The sequence below is a fragment of the Mycobacterium scrofulaceum genome, assembly GCF_001667885.1.
GTDB classification, from domain to species: Bacteria; Actinomycetota; Actinomycetes; order Mycobacteriales; family Mycobacteriaceae; genus Mycobacterium; species Mycobacterium scrofulaceum_C.
Genome location: NZ_LZJW01000164.1, coordinates 1 through 20,866 on the forward strand (window position 1 = coordinate 1; position 20,866 = coordinate 20,866).

Sequence of the window (20,866 nt, forward strand, 5' to 3'; positions counted from 1 at the left end):
TTGGAACACCGTCGGGTCCAGGTGCCCGCCGTAGGGGGTGACGGCGTGACCGGCGGGATAGATGCGGGGGCCGACGTGCCAGCCCTGGTCGATGGCGCGCTGCAGCGCAACGTCGAGCAGGTAGCCACCGGTCTTGACCATCAGGCCCAGGTTCCGCACGGTGGTGAAGCCCGCCTCCAGCGTGGTGCGGGCATTGACCGCACCACGCAGGGTGCGATAGGCCGGGTCGTCTTGGACGCCGTGCATCGGTGATGGCAAACCTTCGGGTCCGCCGGGCCCGCCGATCAGCAGGTTGAGTTCCATGTCCATCAGGCCCGGCAGCAGCGTGACGTCGCCCAGGTCGATGACGGTGGCCGAATCCGGCACGCCGCCTTCGGGATTGACGGCGACGATGCGCTCACCCTCGACCACCACGAGCGCCGGCGAACGAACCTGGCCGTCGACGACGTCGGCCCACCGCGCCGCCCGCAGGACCGTGGTCATGGAACGGGCTCGGACACGCAGTCCAAAGTGGACGCGCCGGAGTCGGGCACCCGTGGTTGCTTCCAACACTCGACCGGAAACGACACCATGATCATCGAATACAGCAGGTGCATGAGGTTCAGCACGTCGTCGGGCAGGTCGTCGAGGGAGAACTTGTCGCAGTAGGTGAGGGCCTCTTCCGCCCGTGGCGTGATCGCGTCGTAGAAGGCCTTCATCTCCGTCATGGTGCTCGCCAGCCTCTTGGCGTAACGTTCGGGTTCGGAAGGCAGGCACCAGTCCGAGAATTGCTCCAGGTCGGCGAAATCGCTTGGCAGCATGGGAGACATCGCGGTCACACCCCCGCCGTAGCCTCGCGGCGATACCGATCGATCCACGCGGCCGTCTCTTTGTGCAGATGCCGGATCAGGATTTCCTGGTCGCAGAGCAGGAAACGGTCGAGGACCTGGGACTCGATCATGCTCTGCGTCGCCTCCAGCGTGTTGGCGTCCTGCAGACCGTATTCCTTGAAGGAGACGGCCGCGAGTTCCTGGGCGACGCGCTCACGCGGGGTGCGCGGCTGCGGAAAGTACAGCGTGCCCTCGAAGATGTGGGAGTTATACGAGGTCGGCCAGTAATGGTAGGTCAGATACCAGCCCTGGCCCCAGAACAGGATCACGAAGTTGGGGAAAAGCTGGAAGGAGTCCAGCCCCCACGGATCGCACTTCGCCGGGTTGAGCCCGGCGGGCATGTCGCCGAGATCCGGCTTGTCCCAGGGCCCGAACAGTCCACTCTGGCAGATGTCCTCGATCGGCTTGCGCATCTCCGCCGACATCTCCCACGCCCGCACACCCGACGTGCTGACCAACCGGTGCGGGCCTTCCAATCGATAGTGCGGGGCCTCAAACCCGGCCTCGGCGGCCGCTTTTGAGTACGCGGTGGGTGACTGGTTCGCGTGCAGCACCGGCGCGTGATAGAACTCCTGGAACGCGTCCATGTAGAGCTTCCAGTTCGCCTTCACCTCTGAGCGGTAGTGCCAGCGCGAGGTCATCTTGTCGAACGGATAGCCCTCGAGTGCGGTGATCATCGGACCGAGGAATTCGCGTAACGACTGTTCGGGCTCCTTGGCGAAGTTGACGAAGACGAAACCTTCCCACACCTCGCAGTGGACCGGAACCAGCCCATAGCGACTCTTGTCGAGATCGAAGAATTCATCCTCCTGCTGCACGAAGGTCAGGTTGCCGTCCAGGTCGTACCGCCAGGCGTGGTATTTGCAGGTGAACTGGCGGCACACCCCGCTGGTCTCTTCGAGCGGCATGTCGTTCCACACCAGCTTGTTTCCGCGGTGACGACATACGTTGTGAAAGGCCTTGACCTCCCCCGATTTCGTGCGCACCACAATGATCGAGGTGTTGACGGCTTTCAGCTCTTTGGTGAAGTAGGCACCAGTACGTGAAAGTTGTTCGATGCGACCGACATTGAGCCAGGCGCGCTTGAAGATGGCCTTGCGTTCCAGCTCGTAGATCTCCGGGCTGATGGAGTCCTCGTATGAGACCGGTCCCGTTCCCAGCTCGGGGTAGTGCTGCGTCCAGCTGCCCTCCGGCGGCTTGGGGAATCGAGCCATGATTGCTCCTATTCGATCCGATCTCACGCGGGCCACCGACGGCGGGTTCACTCCGAATGGGCGCGCAGGCGGCGGATTCAGTGAATCCGTAGGGCTCCGTCCGGGCCGACGGTATATGCTCGACCGCATAATCGCAAGTAGTTGATATTGTCGAAGGGGAGTATCGATGAGTCAAGACCTCGGGCCGCGGATCGTGCCGGGCCGCTTCGTGCTGGCACACGGGGAGGCCTTCCACGTCATCTCCCCGCACACCGAGGAAACCATCGCCGAAGTTACCGCCGCGGGGCCGGCGGACGTCGACGCGGCGGTCAGCGCCGCCCGCGCCGCACTCGAGGGGCCTTGGGGCGCAGCGGAGCCCGCCGAGCGGATCGAGGCGGTCCGGCGACTCGCCGACGCCTACGACCAGCGGCGCGGGGAAATGGCCGACCTCATCACGGCGGAAATCGGCGCCCCCATCAGCTTTTCGCAACGCGCACAGGTCGGCCTGCCCGCGATGATGATGCGCGCGTTCTGCGACCTCGCGGAGCGGCACAGCTGGCAGGAGACCCGCCGCGGCTTCTTCGGAGCCGACGTCCAAGTCCACAAACAACCCGTTGGCGTCGTCGCCGCGATCGTGCCGTGGAACATGCCGCAATTCCTCATCGCCACCAAACTGGTGCCCGCGTTGCTCGCCGGCTGCGCCGTCGTGCTCAAACCCGCACCCGAATCTCCGCTGGACGCAGTGCTTTTGGCCGAGATGCTGGAGCAAATCGATCTCCCCGCCGGCGTGGTCAGCGTGTTGCCCGGCGACAGCACCGTCGGTCAACTCCTGGTGTCCCATCCCGGGGTGGACAAGGTGTCGTTCACGGGATCGACGGCGGCGGGGCGGGCCGTCGCGGCCGCCTGCGCGGCCAACCTCACCAAGGTAAGCCTCGAGCTGGGCGGCAAGTCGGCGGCCATCGTCCTCGACGACGCGGCGCCCGAGGCGGTCGCCGCCGGCGTTCGATCGGCCAGCCTGTCGAACAGCGGGCAGATCTGCAATGCCTTGACCCGCGTCCTGGTCCCCCGCCAACGCCAGGATCAGTACGTCGACGCGCTCGCCGCCGAGATGACCGCCCTGCGGGTCGGCGACCCCACCGATCCCGGCACCCAACTGGGTCCGCTCGTCTCACGCCGCCAACAGGAGCGCGTTCGCGACTACATCCGGATCGGCCGGGACGAAGGCGCTCGGCTGGTCACCGGCGGGACCCGGATGCCCGATGGACTCGACCGCGGCTGGTACGTCGCGCCGACCCTGTTCGCCTCCGCCGACAACGCCATGCGCATCGCCCGCGACGAGATCTTCGGCCCGGTGATCACCGTCATCCCCTACCGCGACGAGGACGATGCGGTGGCCATCGCCAACGACTCCGACTACGGGCTGGCCGGATCGGTGTGGACCGGTGACACCGACCGGGCTCTGTCGATTGCCGCGCGGGTGCGCACCGGCACCCTCGGGATAAACCAGGGCTACACCATGGACCCCTTCGCTCCCTTCGGCGGCGTCAAAGGCAGCGGATACGGTCGCGAACTGGGACCTGAGGGCATCGACAGCTATCTGGAAACGAAATCCATCGCGATTTCGTCCTGACCGGAATTGGGATCGGTAACGGAGCGCGGCCGCAAGACTTTCGCCCATCACACAGCGAAAGGAACCCGTCTTGAAGACCATCAAGAAGCTCATTGCCGGCGCACTCCTGTCGGGTGGCCTGGCGGTCACCGCTACCGGGCTCGCCGCGGGGCCCGCCCAGGCCGACAATCCGGATTGGGGCCCTGCGCACCAATGGTGCCCGGGGCAACCCCTGCCGGCGACCGGCAACCATGTCACCGACCCGTTTCGCGGCTGGGACATGAACGTGTGCCATACCTACTACTACCTGTGGCCCGGGATGGGCAACGTCTCGAGCATGATCTGGGACGGGGACAACCCGCCGCCGAAGCCGCCACCGCCGCCGGCCCTGATCAATAAGGACAATTGCCAGCAGATCCTCGGAATTTTCTGCCCCAGGGCGTGAACCCGCATCGGCCAGGAGGCGCGGTAACCTCATTCTCATAGCGCGCACCGCGCCGAGGAAGGGGACGAAGCGCTCATGGCCGACCCTGCCGACGACGTCGAAGTGACCCGCGGCGACCGCTTCATCAAGACGGCCGTCGAGATCTTGGGCGAAACCGGGCGCACCGACTTCACCGTGCAGGAGGTCGTCGCCCGGTCCAAGACCTCGCTGCGTGCCTTCTACCAGCATTTCAGCAGCAAGGACGAGTTGCTGCTGGCGCTGTTCGACCGGACCATCGCCCAATCGGTTCAGACCTGGCGCGCCGAGACAGACGGGCTGGACAGCACCGCTGCGCTGAAGCTGGTGATCGATCGGATCAGCCAGCAACCCGAATCGAGCACGCAAGACAGCCTCAATCGAGCATTGACGCTCTACAACCAGCACCTGGCCGAGACCCGTCCCCGCGACTACGCCCGGGTGCTCTCGCCCTTGCACCGCCTGATCCACGACATCGTGGGCCAGGGCATCACCGAGGGGGTCTTCAACCCGGGGCTCGACGTCGGCGCGGCGGCCGCCATCGTCATGCAGACCGTGATGGGTGCGCAGCGATTGCATTGCCTGGGAACGGAATTGAACGGCGGCCCGGTCGATGTCGGGCACCTGTACGACTTCTGCAGTCGCGCCCTGGGCATCCGGGACAGTGACGAAGAATCGAGCTCGCCTTCCCTGGCCGAGCTGTTCGCCCAGATCGGCATGCGGCCGGGGATCCGCAACGGTGAATTCGCGATGACGATGCCGGTCAGCCCGGCCGTCGTCAACACTTCCGGCGCGCTGCAGGGCGGCCTGATCGCGACGCTCGTCGACGTGGCGGGCGGCCAGTTCGGCCTGGGTTACCTGCAGCCGGACACCACGATGACGACGGCGGACCTCTTCATTCGTTATCTGCGGCCGATCCGGCAGGGCTACGCGTATGCGGTGCCCCGGATGCTGCGGTCCGGGCGGCGGGCGATGGTCATGCAGGTGGACATCTACGGCGACGCCGACGACGAGCTCGTTGCGACGGCGACCGTGAATTTCGCCGTCATCAACGGAAAGACGCCCGCGCTTCCGAGCTGGCCGAACGCCTAGCCGGCGATGACGAGCGTCACGCCGGCGTGGCACTCAGCGTCGAACGTCACGCCAGCGTGACGCCCGGGGCGGGCGGGCGCGCGGCGGCCGACCCGCCGAGGCGCTACACGCGCCCAAGCCAAAGTGGTAACGTCATTACCACCTACTGAGAACCCGAGATTTCTCCCGAGGAGATCGCCATGCCGTCTCGCGAACTTTCCTTCCCCGTGTTCGACGCGGACAACCACATGTACGAGCCACAGGAAGCGCTGACCAAGTTCCTGCCGGAGAACCGCAAGCGCGTCATCGACTACGTGCAGGTGCGTGGCCGCACCAAGATCGTGGTGCGCGGCCACATCAGCGAGTACATCCCCAACCCGACGTTCGAGGTGGTGGCGCGGCCGGGCGCCCAGGAGGACTACTTCCGCAACGGCGCGCAGGGCAAGAGCTACCGCGAGATCCTGGGCGAGCCGATGAAGGCCATCCCCGCCTTCCGCGAACCGGGGGCGCGGCTGGAGGTGATGGACGAGCTGGGCATCGATTACGCCCTGATGTTCCCGACGCTGGCCAGCCTGGTCGAGGAGCGCATGAAGGACGACCCGGAGATGACCCACGACGTCATCCACGCGCTGAACCAATGGATGTACGAGCAGTGGTCGTTCAACTATCAGGACCGCATCTTCGCCACCCCGGTGATCACGCTGCCGATCGTTGAGCGCGCGCTCGAAGAACTCGAATGGGTGCTGGAACGCGGCGCGCGCACCGTGCTCGTGCGCCCGGCGCCGGTCCCCGGCTACAAGGGCAGCCGCTCCTTCGGGCTCGAGGAGTTCGACCCGTTCTGGCAGGCGTGCATCAAGGCCGAGATCCCCGTCTCGATGCACGCTTCGGACAGCGGCTATTCGGAATTCGCGAACGTGTGGGAGCCGGGCGACGAGTTCCTGCCGTTCAAGCCGACCCCGTTCCGCAGCTTCGCGATGGGCCACCGGCCGATCCTGGACGCGATGGGTGCACTGGTGTGCCACGGCGCGCTGTCCCGCAACCCCGAGCTGCGGATCCTGTCGATCGAGAACGGCGCCGACTGGGTGCCCGACCTGTTCAAGGGGCTCAAGGGCGTCTACAAGAAGATGCCGCAGTCGTTCAGCGAGGACCCCATCGAGGCGTTCAAGCGCTGCGTCTACATCACCCCGTTCTGGGAGGACCGGTTCACCGAGATCGTCAAGATGGTCGGCACCGACCGGGTGTTGTTCGGCTCCGACTGGCCGCACCCCGAAGGCCTGAAGGACCCCATCTCCTTCGTCGACGAGCTGACCGATTTCGACGAGGCGGACATCGCCAAGATCATGGGCGGCAACCTGATGAAACTGATGAAAGTGTCCGCGCCGGCGAAGAAGCCGGTGTCGGCCTGATCGGTCACTCGGCGGGATCACCGTCGGCGATGACGGAGACCACACCTTTGGTCTCGAATAAGGCGAGGCGGACGTGTTCGGGACTTCGGTGACCGTGTTGGCGCAGTATCGCGTCCAGATCTCCCCGAGTTAGCCTGCACCGCTTGAGGTTTCTCTCGTCCACCTCGCCGTCGCTGATCAACACCCGTACCGGTGGGTCGACAAGGCGGCGCACCCACGGCTTGAAGCGCAGCCGCGCAACCAGGTCGTGGGCGCCGATCAGGGTGAGCAAGGCGGCGACCCCGGTGAGCCATGAGGTGTCGGCGGCCGTCGCGGTGCGTCCGACGATGGCGCCGACCCCGACCGCGGTGACCCAGTCGAACGGCGTGAATTCGGCGATGGTGCGCCGCAGCATCAGCCGGAAAGCGGCTGCGGCGGTGACGAACAACGCGAGCGCCTTGAGTGCCGCGTAGGCCGCCGGCCGCCATCCGTTGTAAAACTGCAGCAGTAGGTCACTCATCGCCGGCGCCCATTCGCACCGGGTTTACCAGGCGCCGCCGCAGCGGGCCACCGCGCGGCGATTCCCTCGGGGTCACCCATGGCGATGCTCCTTGCGTTGACGCGGTCGACGGACCGCCCCGCGACCGGCAGTACCCGCGGATGTCGCGTGTAAACGACTGGCGCCGGGTATACGACACGCTGTTGATGGCCGTTCGGCGGCGGGAACGATGGGAGGACAGATGAGCGTGGCATCGCAGGACCGGGCGCCGGTCACGATTGACGCCGACGTCGAACTCCTTGCCGACCAGATCCAGGCACTCGAAGCGCTGGGGCGGAAGGATCCGGTCGACGACGACGACGTCTACGACCTCAGCGTCCGCTGGGGCGCGGCACTGGCGGGGCGACTGCCCCGACTGCTCCACTACAGTTCGCTCGGCCTGCTCGACGACGCGGACCGGCACCGGTTCGAATCGCTGTGCGCGGAGCTGCGCAGGGTTTCCGATCTGGCGGAGCGGTTGGGACTGCCGCGCCCGGTGCTATCGGACGATAGGGCCGCGACGGCCAAGGGGCGGCGTCGTCTCAGGATGCGGTCGCGTCCCGCGAAGCGCCGTAGCTGAGAAACTCCTTCTCCGGCAATACAATCCCGGTGCGCGGCTTGGAACAATCCGGATTGCGACATGTCAGCGCCACCATGTAGGCGTCGCCGTCCTCGTTGAGGAACAAAAATCCGAGGTATAGGGCGTGGCCGACGTCGAAGTCGGTGCCGCCGCACCGCTCGCAGTGGCCCCCTTTGGCGGCGACACTTTCCAGCACGCGATGGCGCGCAGCGGAATTCAGCTCGATGAGCTCCGGCCGCACGGTCGGGTCGTGGTCGGTCATGTCAAATCTCCACGTCCTTGTCGTAGTGCACGTGGTCCTCACGCCAGCCGCCCAGGCCGTGACCGATGCCCGAATAGTCGTCGACGAACTCGATCCCGTTGATCCATTTGACCATCTTGAAACCGACCTGTGTCTCCACCCGCAACCGCAGTGGGGCGCCATGTTTGATGGGCAACGGCCGGCCGTTCATCTCGTATGCCAGCAGCGTCTGCGGCTTGTAGGCGAGTTCGAGGTCCATCACTTCGTAGAACTGGCCCCCCGGAGTCTCCGCCGCGGGTTCGTCACGTCCGGTGTCCTGCATGCTGAGAAAACAGATGTACTTGGCTTGCGGCAACGGCTTTACGAGATCCGCCAGCTGAGCCAGCGAAATTCCGCTCCACTCACCAATGCTGGTCCAGCCCTGCACACAGTTGTGCATCGTCCGCTGCGTTTGCCGCTCGGCGAGCGTCCGCAGCGCGGCCAGGTCCAAGGTCACCGGGTTCTCCACGAGTCCGCCGACCGGTAGCCGCCAGTCGACGAAGTTGTGGACCGCCATCACCTTGTATTCGGTGCTGGCAGGCGGCTTTCCGTTGACTCGGTGATCTTTGGTCAACTTGCGTACCGGGTAGTCCTGCCGCGAGTTCAGGGGGCGCAGCAGGAGCAGCCGGACCCGGGTGACCACGGCGCCGAGGATGCGATGCACTTGAGTGGGATGGCGAAGGCTCCATCGGGTGGCCGCGACGTGGACGGCGATGATAGCGCCGATGATCGTCAGCGACAGCGCCGTCGCCCAGTTGATGTTGCGGACGGAGCCGAAGATCATCGACGCCGTCAGTTGACCCCAGCCCCAGAAGAAGATCATCGACAGGTGAATCACGATGAACACCACGAAGGCAACCAATCCCAGGAAATGCAGGCTCCGGGCCCACTGCCGGCCGCCCCACATCCGCACGTACCACGGGAAGCGCGCCTCGATCGCCGGCGACTGCGCCGCCCCGGTCAGGATCTGGAAGGGCGCGAGGATGAATACGACGCCGGCATAGGTCAGCTTCTGGATGGCGTCCAACGGCTCGCCGGGAAGCAGCGGCGGCAGGTTGAACGACATGTAGGTGACGATGTCGTTGACGGCTTCGGGAAAAATCGACCATGAATAGGGCCAGTACCGGTGCCATTGACCCGTCGCGAAAAGCAGGACGTAGTAGGACAGTCCGAGCAGGATCCAGCCGATCACCGAAAAGAAATGCCAGTGGCGCCCCATACCCAATTTCTTGTGACCGGGCAACGCGACCAACGAGCTGTAGGACTCTTCTTCGTCGAGGGTGTCGTACAGCCGGTGGCGCGGCATCACTTTGCGGGTGAAGCGCGCCCATTCGCTGCCCGGTTTGCTGTCGTCGTGCCAATACAACTTCGGATGCGTGCTGAGGATCTCGATGCCGCTGCGAATGATCAGCGTGACGAACAGGACGTTGAGCCAATGGTCGACTCGCAGCCACACCGGATAGTCGAGCGTCGTCATGCCTGAGCTCTCCTCAGTCGTACCACTGTTGCCGTTGCGGGTAGGCCACATTGACTCCCGACAGCACGGTCGCGTGCACCGCGAGGTAGGCCGCGGCGAATGCAAGAGCGAATGTGCCCGGGGTGTAATCGAATCGGCCCGTCACCGCGTCCAGCCCCGGCAGGGTGACCCATCGGCTGATCAGGTAGACGGCGAGAAAGGCCAGGCAGAGCAAACTCCCGATGTACCAGCCCGCCTCTGGGACACGCGGTTTGAAGCCGACGACCATCGCCGTCGCCGCGGACAGGCAACCGATCACCAGCAGGGCCGCGTAGACGGCGAAGTACCAGGGTGCCGGCGAAAGTGTGGCGAAGACATAGGCGTGCACGGCCACCAGACCCACCAACAGCCCGCCACCCAGCGCGGTCACCGTTCGCGGCAGGTTGAAGGCGACCCAACCGTTGAAGTTGAGCACCGGTGCGGACCAGATGCTTCGCCAGAGCGAGATCAACCGCCCTAGGACGACATTGACCATGGCCGCGTGATACCCCCACTGAGTAAATACAAACAGGCCTGGTTTAATTCTTTGACCTGTACCTGGATGGGGAACGCCCGCACGCCACGCTAGAAAACCGTTGCACCGACCACGGGACCGCCATTGCTACTCTTAATGTCTGTGCCTGGCGAGTGCTTAGCGCTTTATGGCCAGCTTGCGGGACTCGGTCCGAGAAAGGGTCCGTAGGAGGGACGGCCGATGGCGCCCCAGAAAGACTGGGACAAGACCGTGGGTGCGGCCGACGACGTGCGCCGCATCTTCGAGAATGTGCCCGCGTTGTTGGTCGGCCTCGAGGGACCCGACCACCGATTCGTCGCGGTCAACGCCGCCTACCGCACGCTCAGTCCTCCGGTCGACAGCATCGGCCTCCTGGTGCGGGAGGTCTATCCCGAGCTGGAGAGTCAGCAGATCCTGCAAATGTTCGACCGGGTCTATCAGACCGGCGAACCCCAATCGGGAACCGAATGGCGGGTGCAGGCCGACTTTGAGGGCTCCGGCACGGCGCAAGAACACTTTTTCGACTTCATCGTCACGGCTCGGCGCGGCGACGACGGCTCGATCGAAGGCGTGCAGCTCGCCTTCGTCGATGTGACCGACCGCGTGCGGGCCCGGCTGGCCGCCGAATCCCGCATGCAGGAATTGTCCGAGCGCTACCGCAACGTCCGCGACTCGGCCACCGTCATGCAGCAGGCGCTGCTCGCACCGTCGGTGCCCGTCGTCCCCGGCGCCGACGTCGCCGCGGAGTATCTGGTCGCCGCGCAGGACACCGCGGCCGGTGGCGACTGGTTCGATGCGATCCCCCTCGGGGATCGACTGGTATTGGTAGTCGGCGACGTCGTCGGCCATGGCGTCGAGGCGGCCGCGGTCATGTCGCAATTGCGCACCGCGCTGCGGATGCAGATCCTCGCGGGTTATCCGGTCGCCGAGGCGCTGGCGGCCGTCGACCGCTTTCACGAGCATGTGCCCGGATCGAGATCGGCCACGGTGTGCGCGGGATCGCTCGACTTCGGCACCGGCGAATTCCAGTACTGCACCGCCGGCCACCCGCCGCCATTGCTGGTCAAGGCGGAGGCCGACGCGCGCTACCTCGAGCCGTCCGGCGGGGGGCCCCTGGGCAGCGGTACGGGTTTCCCGGTGCGCACCGAGTTCCTCGACATCGGCGATGCGGTCATGCTCTACACCGACGGCCTGATCGAACGGCCCGGCCGGCCGCTGATGGCGAGCACCGCCGAATTCGCCGACTTGGCCGCAAACATCGCCGGCGGTCAGGGCGGGTTCGTCATCGAGTCCTCGGCGCGGCCCATCGACCGGATTTGTTCGGAGACTTTGGAATTGCTGCTGCGGTCAACGGGCTACAACGACGACATCACGCTGCTCGCGGCGCAACGCCGCACTCCCCCGCCGCCGCTTCAGATGACGCTGGACGCCACGATCCACGCGGCGCGCACGGTGCGCTCGCGGCTGCGGCAGTGGCTCACCGACGCCGGCGCCGCCGCCGAGGACATCTCCGACATCGTGCACGCGATTTCGGAATTCGTCGAGAATGCGGTCGAACACGGTTACGCCACAGAGGTTCCCGACGGCGTCGTCGTGGAAGCGTCGCTGGCCGGAGACGGCAAGCTGTACGCGTCGGTCGTCGACCACGGGCAGTGGAAGGATCACCGGGAAGGCGAGCAGGGCCGCGGCCGCGGCCTTGCCATGGCCGAGGCTTTGGTGTCCCACGCGCACGTCAGCCACGGGCCCGGCGGTACCACCGCCAGCCTGACGCACCGCCTGTCGCGGGCGGCCAACTTCGTCACCGACACGCTCGTCAGCCGGGGAGATCAGCCGCGGTCGATCGACTCCGAATTCACCTCCGTGGTAACCGAACCCGGCCGCATCGTGGTAAGCGGCGACGTCGACTCCACCACCGCATCGACCCTGGATCGCCAGATCGCGGTCGAAAGCCGTTCCGGCGTAGCACCGTTGACGATCGACCTCAGCGCCGTGACCCAGCTCGGGTCGGCCGGTGTCAGCGCGCTCGCCGCGGCCCGGGAGCGGGCGCAACGACAGGGCAGCGAATATGTTCTGGTCGCCCCGCCGGGAAGCCCGGCGCACCATGTCTTGTCGCTGGTGCAGCTACCCGTCGCCGGTGGGCTCGCCGAGAACCTCGTCGCGGAGGGCTAGGGGCGGTCGGACCGCTGCCCGTGCCGCACCTGCTTGAACGGCACACCGCGGTCGGCCGCGAATTCCCGCGGGAATCCCAGCACCCGCTCGCCGATGACGTTGCGGGCCATCTCCGTGGTGCCACCGCCCATCGCCACGGTCTGGCGGGACAGGTAGCGCAGCCCCGTCTCCAGGCCTTCGCCGGGTTCCCCAACCACGCCCGCGCTACCGGCGATCGCCATGGCGGTGTCGACATTCACGAACACGGTCTCGGCGTGGAACAGTCTGATGAGCGTGCCGGCGGCCGGCGGCAGCGTGCCGTCCCGGACGCTGCGGTACACGTGCCCGATCAACTGCTCGGCCACCGCACGCTGTACGAGCGCGCGGCCGGCCAGCTCTTCCACGCGTTCGTCACCGGCCTGACCCGTCTTCTCGATAAGGCCCACGAAGTCAACGGGAATCGCGTTGCCGCCCTCGCTGCCGCTGCCACTGGCGAACTCCGAGCCCTGCCCCACCGCCCGGCGCTCGTGGTACAGCTGCCGCGACGCCACCGCCCAGCCCCCGTCAACCTCCCCGACGACGGCGTCGTCGCCGACGTCCACACCGTCGAGGAATTCCTCACAGAACTCGGTGGAACCGCTCAGCATCGTGATGCGCCGCAGCGTGATCCCCGGGTGGGCGATGGGCACCAGGAACATGGTCAGGCCCTCGTGCTTGGGCACGTCCCAGTTGGTGCGGGCCAGACACAACCCGTAGTCGGCGGCGAACGCGCTGGTGCTCCACGTCTTGGCCCCGTTGAGGATCCAACGGTCGCCCTGACGCTCGGCTCGGGTGATGACCCCGGCCAGGTCGGATCCGCCGCTGGGCTCGGACAACAACTGCACCAGTACCTCGTCACCGCGCAACGCCGCGGCAATGTGGCGCTTCTTTTGCTCCTCGCTGCCGGTGTCGAGCAGTGTGGCACAGCAGATCGTGAACGTGGGGGTGTTGAGAATCAGCGGCATCTCGTAGGTGAGGGATTCCGCGTCGAAGGCCTTCTGGTACTCGTAGTCGAGACCGAGGCCACCGTACTCGCGGGGGAAGCAGATCCCGGCGAATCCTCCTTTGTACAACCGCTTTTGGAGTTCGCGGGCCCGAAGCCAGGATTGTTCTTCGTCGCGCGGGGCGGGTGGGGGCGAATCGGGATCGATGGGAGGCATGTTGTCCGCCAGCCATGCCCTGGCCCGGGCCGCGAAGTCGGCAACGGATTCGGTCGTCATGGGTTCGAACGACCCGCCTTCTCGTGTTCGTACACCCGCAGGTTGTGTTCCTCTGGTGTCCCGAACATGGAGCGGTACAACGTGACCCGGCGCAGATACAGGTGCAGGTCGTGCTCCCAGGTGACGCCGATGCCGCCGTGCATCTGCACGCAAGCCTGGACGATCTGACCGGCCATCTCACCCACGTAGGACTTGGCGATGCTGGCCGACAGCCCCGCTCCGGGTGAATTGGCCGCGACATCGGCGACCGCCGCGGCCGTGGTGGCGCGGCAGGCTTCCAGCCACAGCTTCATGTCGGCGAACTTGTGCTTGAGGGCCTGGTAGGACGCCAGCGGTCGCCCGAAGGTGTGCCGATCCAGCGCCCACTGCACGGTCAGGTCGAACACCGTCTGCAGGATGCCGACCACCTCGGCGCACTGCAGGACCTGAGCGATCTGGCCCTGCCGGTCGACGAGCGCGGCCGTCTCGGCGGCGGTGCCGACCGCCGCGGATCCCTCCACCACGACGCCGTCGAACCGCACCCGGGCGTATTGCTTGACCATGTCAACCGACTGCTGCGGGACGATCGTGACACCCGGCGCATCCGTCGGGACCAGAAACTGGCGGACCTCGTCACCACAACGAGCCACCACCAGCAGCACCGCGCTCTGCGCGCCCGCCTCGACCCGGTCCTTGGTGCCGTCGATCCGGTAGCCGGAATCGGTGGGGGTGGCCGTCACCGACGGGTCCAGCGGAGCCCACCCGCGACCGGGCTCCGAAACCGCCCACGACGCCACGGTTTCGCCGGACATCAACGCCTCGATGGTGGCGATGTGCTGCTGGCGGTCCGCGCACTCGACGAGGGCGGCCAGCACGACGCTCACGGGATACAAGGGCCCCGGCGCCACGGTTTTGCCGAGCTGTTCGGCGACCACCGCCAGATCCGCCAGGCCGCTGCCCGAAACGCTGCCGCCGCCCAACTCCTCGGGCACCAGCAGGCTCGTCCAGCCGAGCTCCGCGGCGCGCCGCCACCACGCCGGATCGAAGGACTCCCCCGCGGCGTGCAGTTCCCGCACGCGGCGCAGGGGCGCTTCCTTTTCCAGGAAGGCTTGGGCTGTCGAGGTGAACAGCGTCTTTTCGGGAGAGTCGAGTGTCGTCATGCTGCCTCTCGTGGAGGAATCGCCGGCATCTCGATCCTAGCAACGAGCGCTACGGTAAGAGCTACCGGAGTGCCCTCGATAGCGCCCCGCTACATGGCGAACACACGGCGCAGCGAGCGCGCGTGCAGTGCGCGGTTCTCCTGGGAAACAACCCAATCGGGTACCAACGAGTCGAAGCCGTTGAATGCCGCTGCGATCACGTGCAATTCGGTGTGCACGTAGGCATGCAACAGCCTGTTCGCGTAGTCGATGGCCTCGTCGCGGCACGGATCGATCTCCGCGCAGCTGATGAAGGTCGGCGGTAGGCCCTCTAGGTTGGCCCGGTGCGCGGGCACGTGCTGACCGTTGGCGCTCGCGTGCCCGAGGTAATGACCCCATGCCCGGCTCACCGCCGGCCCGTTGAGACCCGGAGTGCGCTGGAACTCGCGCCGCGACTGGGTGGCGTCGGAGTCGAGCATCGGCTGGTGCAGGATCTGCACCAGGATTTGCGGGCCTTCGTCATCGAACATGCGCTGACTCAGGCCCGCGACCAGCGCCGCGCCCGCGTCGCGTCCCATCACCGCGATGCGGTTGACGTCCACGTTCAGCTCGGCGCAATTGCGGATGGCGTAGTAGAAGCCGGCCTCGACGTCGTCCAACGCCGCCGGGCACGGATGCTCCGGCGCGAGCCGATAGTCGACCGATATCAGCAGGCAACCGCCTTCCCTGGCCAGCTCCACGCACTGCGCGTGATCGGTGTCCAGGTTTCCGGTCACGAAGGCTCCACCATGGGCATACAGGACAAGGGGCGAGCCCGCCTCGGCCCGATCGATGTTGGGACCCCGGTAAAGACGAAGATTCAGCTGGTGACCGCCCGGGCCGGTGATGGTGCGGCTCTCGATGGCCACATCGGCGGTGTCGACCGCCGCGGCACGCTCGGCGGCGAGCCGGCTGGCGTGTTCGCGTTCGGCGGGCAGCGTCTCGGCGCGGAACTCGACGACGCCCAGTGCGGTGGCGGCCTCCCGGAGCACCGGGTCGATTCGGGTAAGGCCCTGCGGGCGCGTCAGATTCGTTTGTGTCATACCCTCTCAGCTTCCGGGCTCGTCGGGCGGGCTCGTCCGGTCCCGGCGCGGGACGTGCCGGAAACCCTCTTCAAGGTAGACCTGTGACTCGGTGAAAGACGAGGTGCGTGTCGCCGGAGCTCGGGCCGTCGGCCCCGACTCAGCGTTCTCCGGGAAGCGCCTTGACCGTTGCCGGTAGCCCATACAGCGCGGTCGCGTTGCCGCGCATGATCCGCTCGCGCTGGTCGGCCGGGAACCGGTTGATCGCGTAGGACGGCGCGTCGTAGCTCCAGTGCGGGTAGTCCGTCGAGAACATCAGGTTGTCGCCCAGGTCCATCATCTCCAGGTACTCCCGGAACTGCACGGTGTCGGTGTCTTCCAGCGGCTGGGTGGTGAACCGAACATGTTCGCGCACATACTCCGACGGGCGGCGGCGCACGTGCGGCAGGTCGCCGCGGCGGGCCTCCCAGATGCGGTCCATCCGCGACATGACCGGCATCGCCCACGTGAAGCCGCCTTCGACGAACACCACCCGCAGGTCGGGGTGACGGTCGAACGCGCCGTCGAACACCAGGCTCATCAGGTGCGAGACGTAGAGCAGGGGCCAGGAAGCGAAGAAGTCGTGCCAATGTGCCGGATTGCCAACCGGATACAGCGGGATGAGCTCGAACGGCGTCTGCCCCATCAGGTGCGTGGCAACCGGGAACCCGTTGCGGGCCGCGGCTTCGTAGAGCGGGTCGAAATGCGGGTTGCCGAAGGGGATCCCGCGTGTCTGAGGCGTCATCAGCACCTGGGCCATGTACGGATGTCCCGCCCAGCGTTCGACCTCGCGCGCCGCGTGCTCGGGTGTCTGCGCGCTGACGCTGATCGATCCGCGCCAGCGGCCGTGCCGGTTGTTCTTGTCCAGCCAGACATCGGCGAGCCAGTCGTTGTAGGCGGATTTCAGCGCGTGTTCGGCTTGCGGCAGTTGGGCGTCGCACATCGGCTCCAGCGTCGCGATGCTGACGCCGGCATCGAGCAGCAACTGTTTGGCGGCGAATTCGGGGTCGCTGCCCGCGACACCACCGTTGGGCGGGGCGGCGTCGAGGCGCAGCGACATCGTCTTGTACGAGTCGGGTGTGTCGTAGAAATGCGGCACCGGGGTGACCGCGTTGCCGGTCGGCCAGATCTTGTCCACCCATTCGGCCGCCGCGTACGACTTGAGCACCTCGGTCGAGACCGGCAGCGGGTGCACGTCGGTGTCGACGATGGTGACCGCTATTTCGTCCTCTTGACTCGTTGCGGAGTCGACCCGTTCGATCGTCGTCATCGGACACGCTCCTTCAATCCGTAGAGCTCGCTGGCGTTCCGCCACAGCACCTTGTCGCGTTGCGCGGCATCGAGGCCCTCGGCAATGCCCTCGGGTGGCGACGTGGACCAATGCGGGTACGCCGACCCGTACATCAGCAGGTCGGACTTGCCGGTGAACTCCATCCAGCGCTGCGCGTCGGCGGCGTCGGTCGGCCCGTCGAACGCCGAGGAGCAGAACCGGACGTGGTCGGGTAGGTATTCGCTCGGGTAGCGGTCCACCCAGGGGGTCTGATCCCGCATCGAAACCCAGAAGGTGTCGAGGCGCCAGATCAATGGCGTGAGGATGTCGTAACCGCCGTCGGCGAAGACGAACTTGAGGCCGGGGTGCCTGCCGAACATGCCCTCGACGATGAGCGTGGCCAGGTGCACGAAGTAGTTCAGCGGCATGAATGCGGCATATCCCGGATAGGTGTGGGCGTGGCCGGCGAAGGTGGGCGGATAGTCGACGCCGTTGCCGCCGTTGATGTGTACCGCCACCGGCAGTCCATGGGCGGCGGCGGCCTCCCAGATCGGCTCGAACATCGGCTTGCCGTAGGGTTCCCGTGACTGCATCGGGACGCCGATCTGCACCAGCTTGGGGTGGTCGGCCAGCCGCTCGATCTCGGCGACGGCCCCCTTGGGGTCTTCCGGGTTGACGCGGATGGTGCCCCGGAACCGATCGGCCGAGTCGGGCTCGAGCCAGCGGTCGAGCAACCAATCGTTGACCGCCGCGCAGATACGGCTGTTGAGCAGGTAGTCGGCGATGTTGCCGCGGGTCAACGGGTTGAGGATGGCGTACTCGACACCGCGGGTGAACAGGTGCCGGCTGACCGTCTCCGGATCCGATCCCGGATAGTGCTCCCCGTACAGGTCTTGCCGGTAGTCGCCGCCGGGCGCTTGGTACCACTGCTGTTCGACGTCAGGAATCGACCGCAACTGGTGGGCGGGCGGTAGATAGCGCCGTATCTCCGCGTTGTAGCGGAAATGCGGTTGCACATTGGCGTCAATGATCATGTGATTCATGCGGTCAAGAACACCTCCCCATCCGTGACGTCGACCGGGTAGGTGCGGACGCGGCGCGAGGGGTCGGCGAGGTTTTGCCCGGTCGTGATGTCGAATTCCCAATTGTGCCAAGGGCATCGGACGATTTGACCGTCGCGGACGCGGCGCAGCCCGCCGGGTTCGTCTGGGGCGAACTCGTTGGTGCCACCGATCAGGCCCAGGCACAGCGGGGCGCCCTCGTGGGAGCAGTAGTTGACGATCGCGTAAAGCTGGCCGCGCACGTTGTACACGCCGACACCGAATTTGCCGACGTCGACCAACTTCATCTCGCCGGGCGGCAGCTCGTCCAGCGCGCCTACGAATCGCCGCTCTGGCATTTCCATCACCGCCTTCGACGCCACGCAGCATCAATACTGTGCCCGTTACGGTAACCACGACAAGCCCGTTGGGCTTACTTGCTATTTATACTATGATAGCGATATTCCCAGCGAACCAATCCGCTTACCGGCTGCTCAGGAGGAGCGCTGATGACGCTCAGCACCGACCCCGCCAACCAGCCCGTCACACTCGACTTCACCGGCGAAACCAGCCCCTACCCGTTCTTCGAGTACATGCGGCGCACGGACCCGGTCTGGCACGGCGCCCTGGCGGACCACTCGCAGATGCCGGAAGAGCTGCGGCCGAAAGACGAGTGGGTGCTGTTCGGTTATGACCCCCTGTTCCAGGCGTTCCGCGACGACCGGATCTTCAGCTCTCACAAGTACGACGAGACGATCGGCTTGGTGATGGGCCACACCATCCTGGCGATGGGCGGTAAGGAACACCACGATCACCGCAACCTGGTTGCCAAGGCCTTCCGCGCCACGGCGCTGGAACGCTGGGAGCCGTCGGTCATCGGACCGGTGTGCGATCAACTGGTCGACGAAATCAAGAACGACGGACAGGCGGACCTCGTCAAGGCGGTGACGTTCGAGTTCCCAACCCGGATCATCTCCACGCTCCTCGGCCTGCCCCCCGAGGATCTCGACCTTTTCCGACGGTTGTCCCTCGACCTGATTTCCATCCCGACCGACATCGTTGCCGGGCTCAACGCCGCAGCGGAGTTGCACGGCTACTTCCTCGATCAGGTCGAGCAGCGGCGGCGCAAGCGCACCGATGACATCATCGGCGACCTGGTGGCCGCCGAGATCGACGGCGAGAAGCTGTCCGACGAGGCCATCATCGCGTTCCTGCGCCTCCTGCTGCCCGCCGGGCTGGAGACCACCTACCGTTCCTCGGGCAACCTGCTCTACCTGCTGCTGACCCATCCGGAGCAGTTGGCGCTCGTCTACCGGGACCGGTCGCTGATCCCGATGGCCATCGAGGAGGGCCTGCGCTATGAAACCCCGCTGACCATGGTCATGCGCACCACGACAGAAGAGGTCGAAATCGGCGGCAAGACTATCCCGGCCGACGCGCAGATCGACATGTGCATAGGCTCGGCCAACCGCGACGAAAGCCGTTGGACCGATCCGAATACCTTCGACATCCGCCGGCCGCGCCAGGCACACATCGCATTCGCCGGCGGTATCCACATGTGCCTCGGCATGCATCTGGCCCGCCTCGAGACGCAGGTCATGCTGAACAGCCTGTTCGACCGCGTCAAGGATCTGGCCTTCGTGGCCGATGACGGGACCGGCGAGGAGTCCAAGATCGTCGGGCTCACCTTCCGCTCCCCCAACAAGCTTCCGGTCACCTTCTCCCCGGTCGCATGAGAAGCCGCGCGGCGATCCTGCACGACGTCGGCGGCCCGTGGTCCGTCGAGGAATTCGAGCTCGACGCGCCTCGGGCGGGGGAAGTTCTGGTCGAGATGGCCGCCGCCGGCCTGTGCCATTCCGACGACCACATCCTCAAGGGCGACATGGCGGCGCCGAACGAGACGCTGCGGAAGCTCGGGCTGCCGACCATGTTCCCGACCATCGGCGGTCACGAGGGCTCGGGCATCGTGCGGGAAGTCGGCGACGGTGTCACCGAATTCGAGCCCGGCGATCACGTCGTGATGTCGTTCGTCGCGGTGTGTGGGCAGTGCCGCTGGTGCGCCAGCGGTATGGAGTACATCTGCGACATGGGGGCCAGCGTCATGACGCCCGGCATGCCGACCGACGGCACCTTCCGCCACCACACCGCCGAGGGCAAGCCGTTGGGTCACATCGCCAAAGTGGGTGCGTTCGCCAAACACACTGTCGTGTCAACGAATTCGCTGGTGAAGATCGAGCCACATCTGCCGCTTGCGCCCAGCGCCCTGTTGTCCTGTGCGATCCCGACCGGTTTCGGCTCGGTCGCCAACCGCTCCAACATGCGGGTGGGCGATACCGTGGTCGTGATCGGGGTTGGCGGCATCGGCACCGGCGCGGTCCAGGGCGCCCGGGTCGGCGGCGCCGCGCAGATCGTCGCGGTGGATCCCGTTGATTTCAAGCAGAAGTCGGCTCTGCAGTTCGGTGCAACCCACACCGCCGCGACGGCGGAAGAGGCGCTGGACCTGGTGCGTGAGTTGACCTATGGCGTGATGGCCGATGCGGTCGTGGTTTCGCCGTCGCTGATCACACCGGGGGATGTACGCGACGCGGTGAAGCTCACCCGCAAGGGCGGAACCTGTGTGCTCACGGGGATGACCTCGCAGTTGACCGCGTCAGTCAAGATCGATCTGCAGGACTTCATCCTGATGAACAAGACGCTGGCCGGCACCGTGTTCGGCTCCTGCAACCCGAGGGCCGACGTCTTCCGGCTGGCCCGGCTCTACCAGACCGGGCAGCTCCAGCTCGACGAGATGATCACCCGGCGCTATCGCCTCGACGAAATCAACGACGCCTACGACGATCTCCGGAACGGAAAGATCGTCAGGGGCATCATCGATTACGGGATCGAGTGAATCACCACCGGTCGAGGTCATTTGCAAGCTCGCGGCGGGTCATTCGC

The 20,866-nt window shown here is 66.1% G+C and carries 21 protein-coding genes; 8 read left to right on the plus strand and 13 right to left on the minus strand.

Going from position 1 to position 20,866, the window contains the following annotated elements; all coding sequences use genetic code 11:
- The 3 genes from A5681_RS22785 to A5681_RS22795 all read right to left on the minus strand — a co-directional run.
- A partial coding sequence (locus tag A5681_RS22785; RefSeq protein WP_419866347.1) for an amidohydrolase family protein occupies positions 1-483 on the minus strand: 483 nt, incomplete at its 3' end.
- On the minus strand, positions 480-818 hold the full coding sequence (locus A5681_RS22790; protein WP_197498695.1) for a hypothetical protein: 339 nt from the start codon (positions 816-818) through the stop codon (positions 480-482). The genes A5681_RS22790 and A5681_RS22785, both read right to left, overlap by 4 nt.
- A complete protein-coding gene (locus A5681_RS22795) occupies positions 815-2,083 on the minus strand; it encodes an aromatic ring-hydroxylating oxygenase subunit alpha (RefSeq protein WP_067280873.1) in 1,269 nt (422 codons plus the stop codon). Before A5681_RS22795 ends, A5681_RS22790 begins: the two co-directional genes overlap by 4 nt.
- A gap of 166 nt (positions 2,084-2,249) precedes the next feature.
- Between A5681_RS22795 and A5681_RS22800 the strand changes: the two genes are divergently transcribed.
- The 4 genes from A5681_RS22800 (at position 2,250) to A5681_RS22815 (ending at position 6,608) form a co-directional block, all read left to right on the plus strand.
- Entirely contained in the window at positions 2,250-3,692 is a 1,443-nt protein-coding gene (locus A5681_RS22800; protein ID WP_082968501.1) for an aldehyde dehydrogenase, read from the plus strand.
- A 70-nt stretch (positions 3,693-3,762) separates the two neighbouring features.
- Entirely contained in the window at positions 3,763-4,116 is a 354-nt protein-coding gene (locus tag A5681_RS22805; RefSeq protein ID WP_067280876.1) for a hypothetical protein, read from the plus strand.
- 75 nt (positions 4,117-4,191) lie between these two features.
- Positions 4,192-5,223: a hotdog fold thioesterase gene (locus A5681_RS22810; RefSeq protein ID WP_067280879.1), complete on the plus strand. Its 1,032-nt coding sequence runs from the start codon at positions 4,192-4,194 to the stop codon at positions 5,221-5,223.
- Positions 5,224-5,402: 179 nt separating this feature from the next.
- Entirely contained in the window at positions 5,403-6,608 is a 1,206-nt protein-coding gene (locus A5681_RS22815) for an amidohydrolase family protein (RefSeq protein ID WP_067280883.1), read from the plus strand.
- A 4-nt stretch (positions 6,609-6,612) separates the two neighbouring features.
- Here the strand turns inward: A5681_RS22815 and A5681_RS22820 are convergent, their stop codons facing one another.
- The gene (locus A5681_RS22820; RefSeq protein ID WP_067280886.1) at positions 6,613-7,107 is read right to left on the minus strand and encodes a DUF421 domain-containing protein; all 495 of its coding nucleotides are present in this window, start codon (positions 7,105-7,107) and stop codon (positions 6,613-6,615) included.
- Between the two features lie 220 nt (positions 7,108-7,327).
- On the opposite strand from A5681_RS22820, the gene A5681_RS22825 reads away from it, so the two are divergent.
- Positions 7,328-7,705: a hypothetical protein gene (locus A5681_RS22825; RefSeq protein ID WP_082968502.1), complete on the plus strand. Its 378-nt coding sequence runs from the start codon at positions 7,328-7,330 to the stop codon at positions 7,703-7,705.
- Here the strand turns inward: A5681_RS22825 and A5681_RS22830 are convergent.
- Genes A5681_RS22830 through A5681_RS22840 form a run of 3 tightly spaced genes read right to left on the minus strand, consistent with a single transcriptional unit; the run spans position 7,668 to position 9,976 of the window.
- A complete protein-coding gene (locus A5681_RS22830) occupies positions 7,668-7,967 on the minus strand; it encodes a hypothetical protein (RefSeq protein ID WP_067280889.1) in 300 nt (99 codons plus the stop codon). The two genes, A5681_RS22825 and A5681_RS22830, sit on opposite strands and share 38 nt — an antisense overlap.
- A 1-nt stretch (position 7,968) precedes the next feature.
- Complete coding sequence (locus A5681_RS22835) at positions 7,969-9,462, minus strand: molybdopterin-dependent oxidoreductase (protein WP_067280893.1); 1,494 nt, start codon at positions 9,460-9,462, stop codon at positions 7,969-7,971.
- 13 nt (positions 9,463-9,475) lie between these two features.
- Positions 9,476-9,976 (minus strand): oxidoreductase, encoded by a 501-nt coding sequence (locus A5681_RS22840; RefSeq protein ID WP_067280897.1) that lies wholly within the window; start codon positions 9,974-9,976, stop codon positions 9,476-9,478.
- Between the two features lie 219 nt (positions 9,977-10,195).
- On the opposite strand from A5681_RS22840, the gene A5681_RS22845 reads away from it, so the two are divergent.
- The gene (locus tag A5681_RS22845; RefSeq protein ID WP_067280899.1) at positions 10,196-12,163 is read left to right on the plus strand and encodes a SpoIIE family protein phosphatase; all 1,968 of its coding nucleotides are present in this window, start codon (positions 10,196-10,198) and stop codon (positions 12,161-12,163) included.
- Here the strand turns inward: A5681_RS22845 and A5681_RS22850 are convergent.
- The 6 genes from A5681_RS22850 to A5681_RS22875 all read right to left on the minus strand — a co-directional run bounded on the left by A5681_RS22850 (position 12,160) and on the right by A5681_RS22875 (position 18,288).
- Positions 12,160-13,401 carry an acyl-CoA dehydrogenase family protein gene (locus tag A5681_RS22850; protein ID WP_067280901.1) on the minus strand — a complete coding sequence of 414 codons (1,242 nt, stop codon included), beginning with the start codon at positions 13,399-13,401 and terminating at the stop codon, positions 12,160-12,162. The two genes, A5681_RS22845 and A5681_RS22850, sit on opposite strands and share 4 nt — an antisense overlap.
- Positions 13,398-14,540, minus strand: a complete 1,143-nt coding sequence (locus tag A5681_RS22855; protein WP_067280903.1) for an acyl-CoA dehydrogenase family protein — start codon at positions 14,538-14,540, stop codon at positions 13,398-13,400. Before A5681_RS22855 ends, A5681_RS22850 begins: the two co-directional genes overlap by 4 nt.
- Positions 14,541-14,629: 89 nt before the next feature.
- Positions 14,630-15,601 (minus strand): alpha/beta hydrolase, encoded by a 972-nt coding sequence (locus tag A5681_RS22860; RefSeq protein WP_067280906.1) that lies wholly within the window; start codon positions 15,599-15,601, stop codon positions 14,630-14,632.
- Positions 15,602-15,740: 139 nt separating this feature from the next.
- Entirely contained in the window at positions 15,741-16,889 is a 1,149-nt protein-coding gene (locus A5681_RS22865) for an amidohydrolase family protein (protein ID WP_067280908.1), read from the minus strand.
- Positions 16,886-17,923 carry an amidohydrolase family protein gene (locus A5681_RS22870; RefSeq protein WP_067281323.1) on the minus strand — a complete coding sequence of 346 codons (1,038 nt, stop codon included), beginning with the start codon at positions 17,921-17,923 and terminating at the stop codon, positions 16,886-16,888. Before A5681_RS22870 ends, A5681_RS22865 begins: the two co-directional genes overlap by 4 nt.
- A gap of 5 nt (positions 17,924-17,928) precedes the next feature.
- Positions 17,929-18,288, minus strand: coding sequence for a Rieske (2Fe-2S) protein (locus tag A5681_RS22875; RefSeq protein WP_082968511.1), 360 nt, complete (start codon positions 18,286-18,288; stop codon positions 17,929-17,931).
- Positions 18,289-18,438: 150 nt separating this feature from the next.
- On the opposite strand from A5681_RS22875, the gene A5681_RS22880 reads away from it, so the two are divergent.
- Both A5681_RS22880 and A5681_RS22885 read left to right on the plus strand, forming a co-directional pair.
- Positions 18,439-19,665 carry a cytochrome P450 gene (locus A5681_RS22880; RefSeq protein WP_067280910.1) on the plus strand — a complete coding sequence of 409 codons (1,227 nt, stop codon included), beginning with the start codon at positions 18,439-18,441 and terminating at the stop codon, positions 19,663-19,665.
- Positions 19,662-20,819 carry a Zn-dependent alcohol dehydrogenase gene (locus tag A5681_RS22885; protein ID WP_067280915.1) on the plus strand — a complete coding sequence of 386 codons (1,158 nt, stop codon included), beginning with the start codon at positions 19,662-19,664 and terminating at the stop codon, positions 20,817-20,819. Before A5681_RS22880 ends, A5681_RS22885 begins: the two co-directional genes overlap by 4 nt.
- The last annotated feature ends 47 nt before the right edge of the window (positions 20,820-20,866 follow it).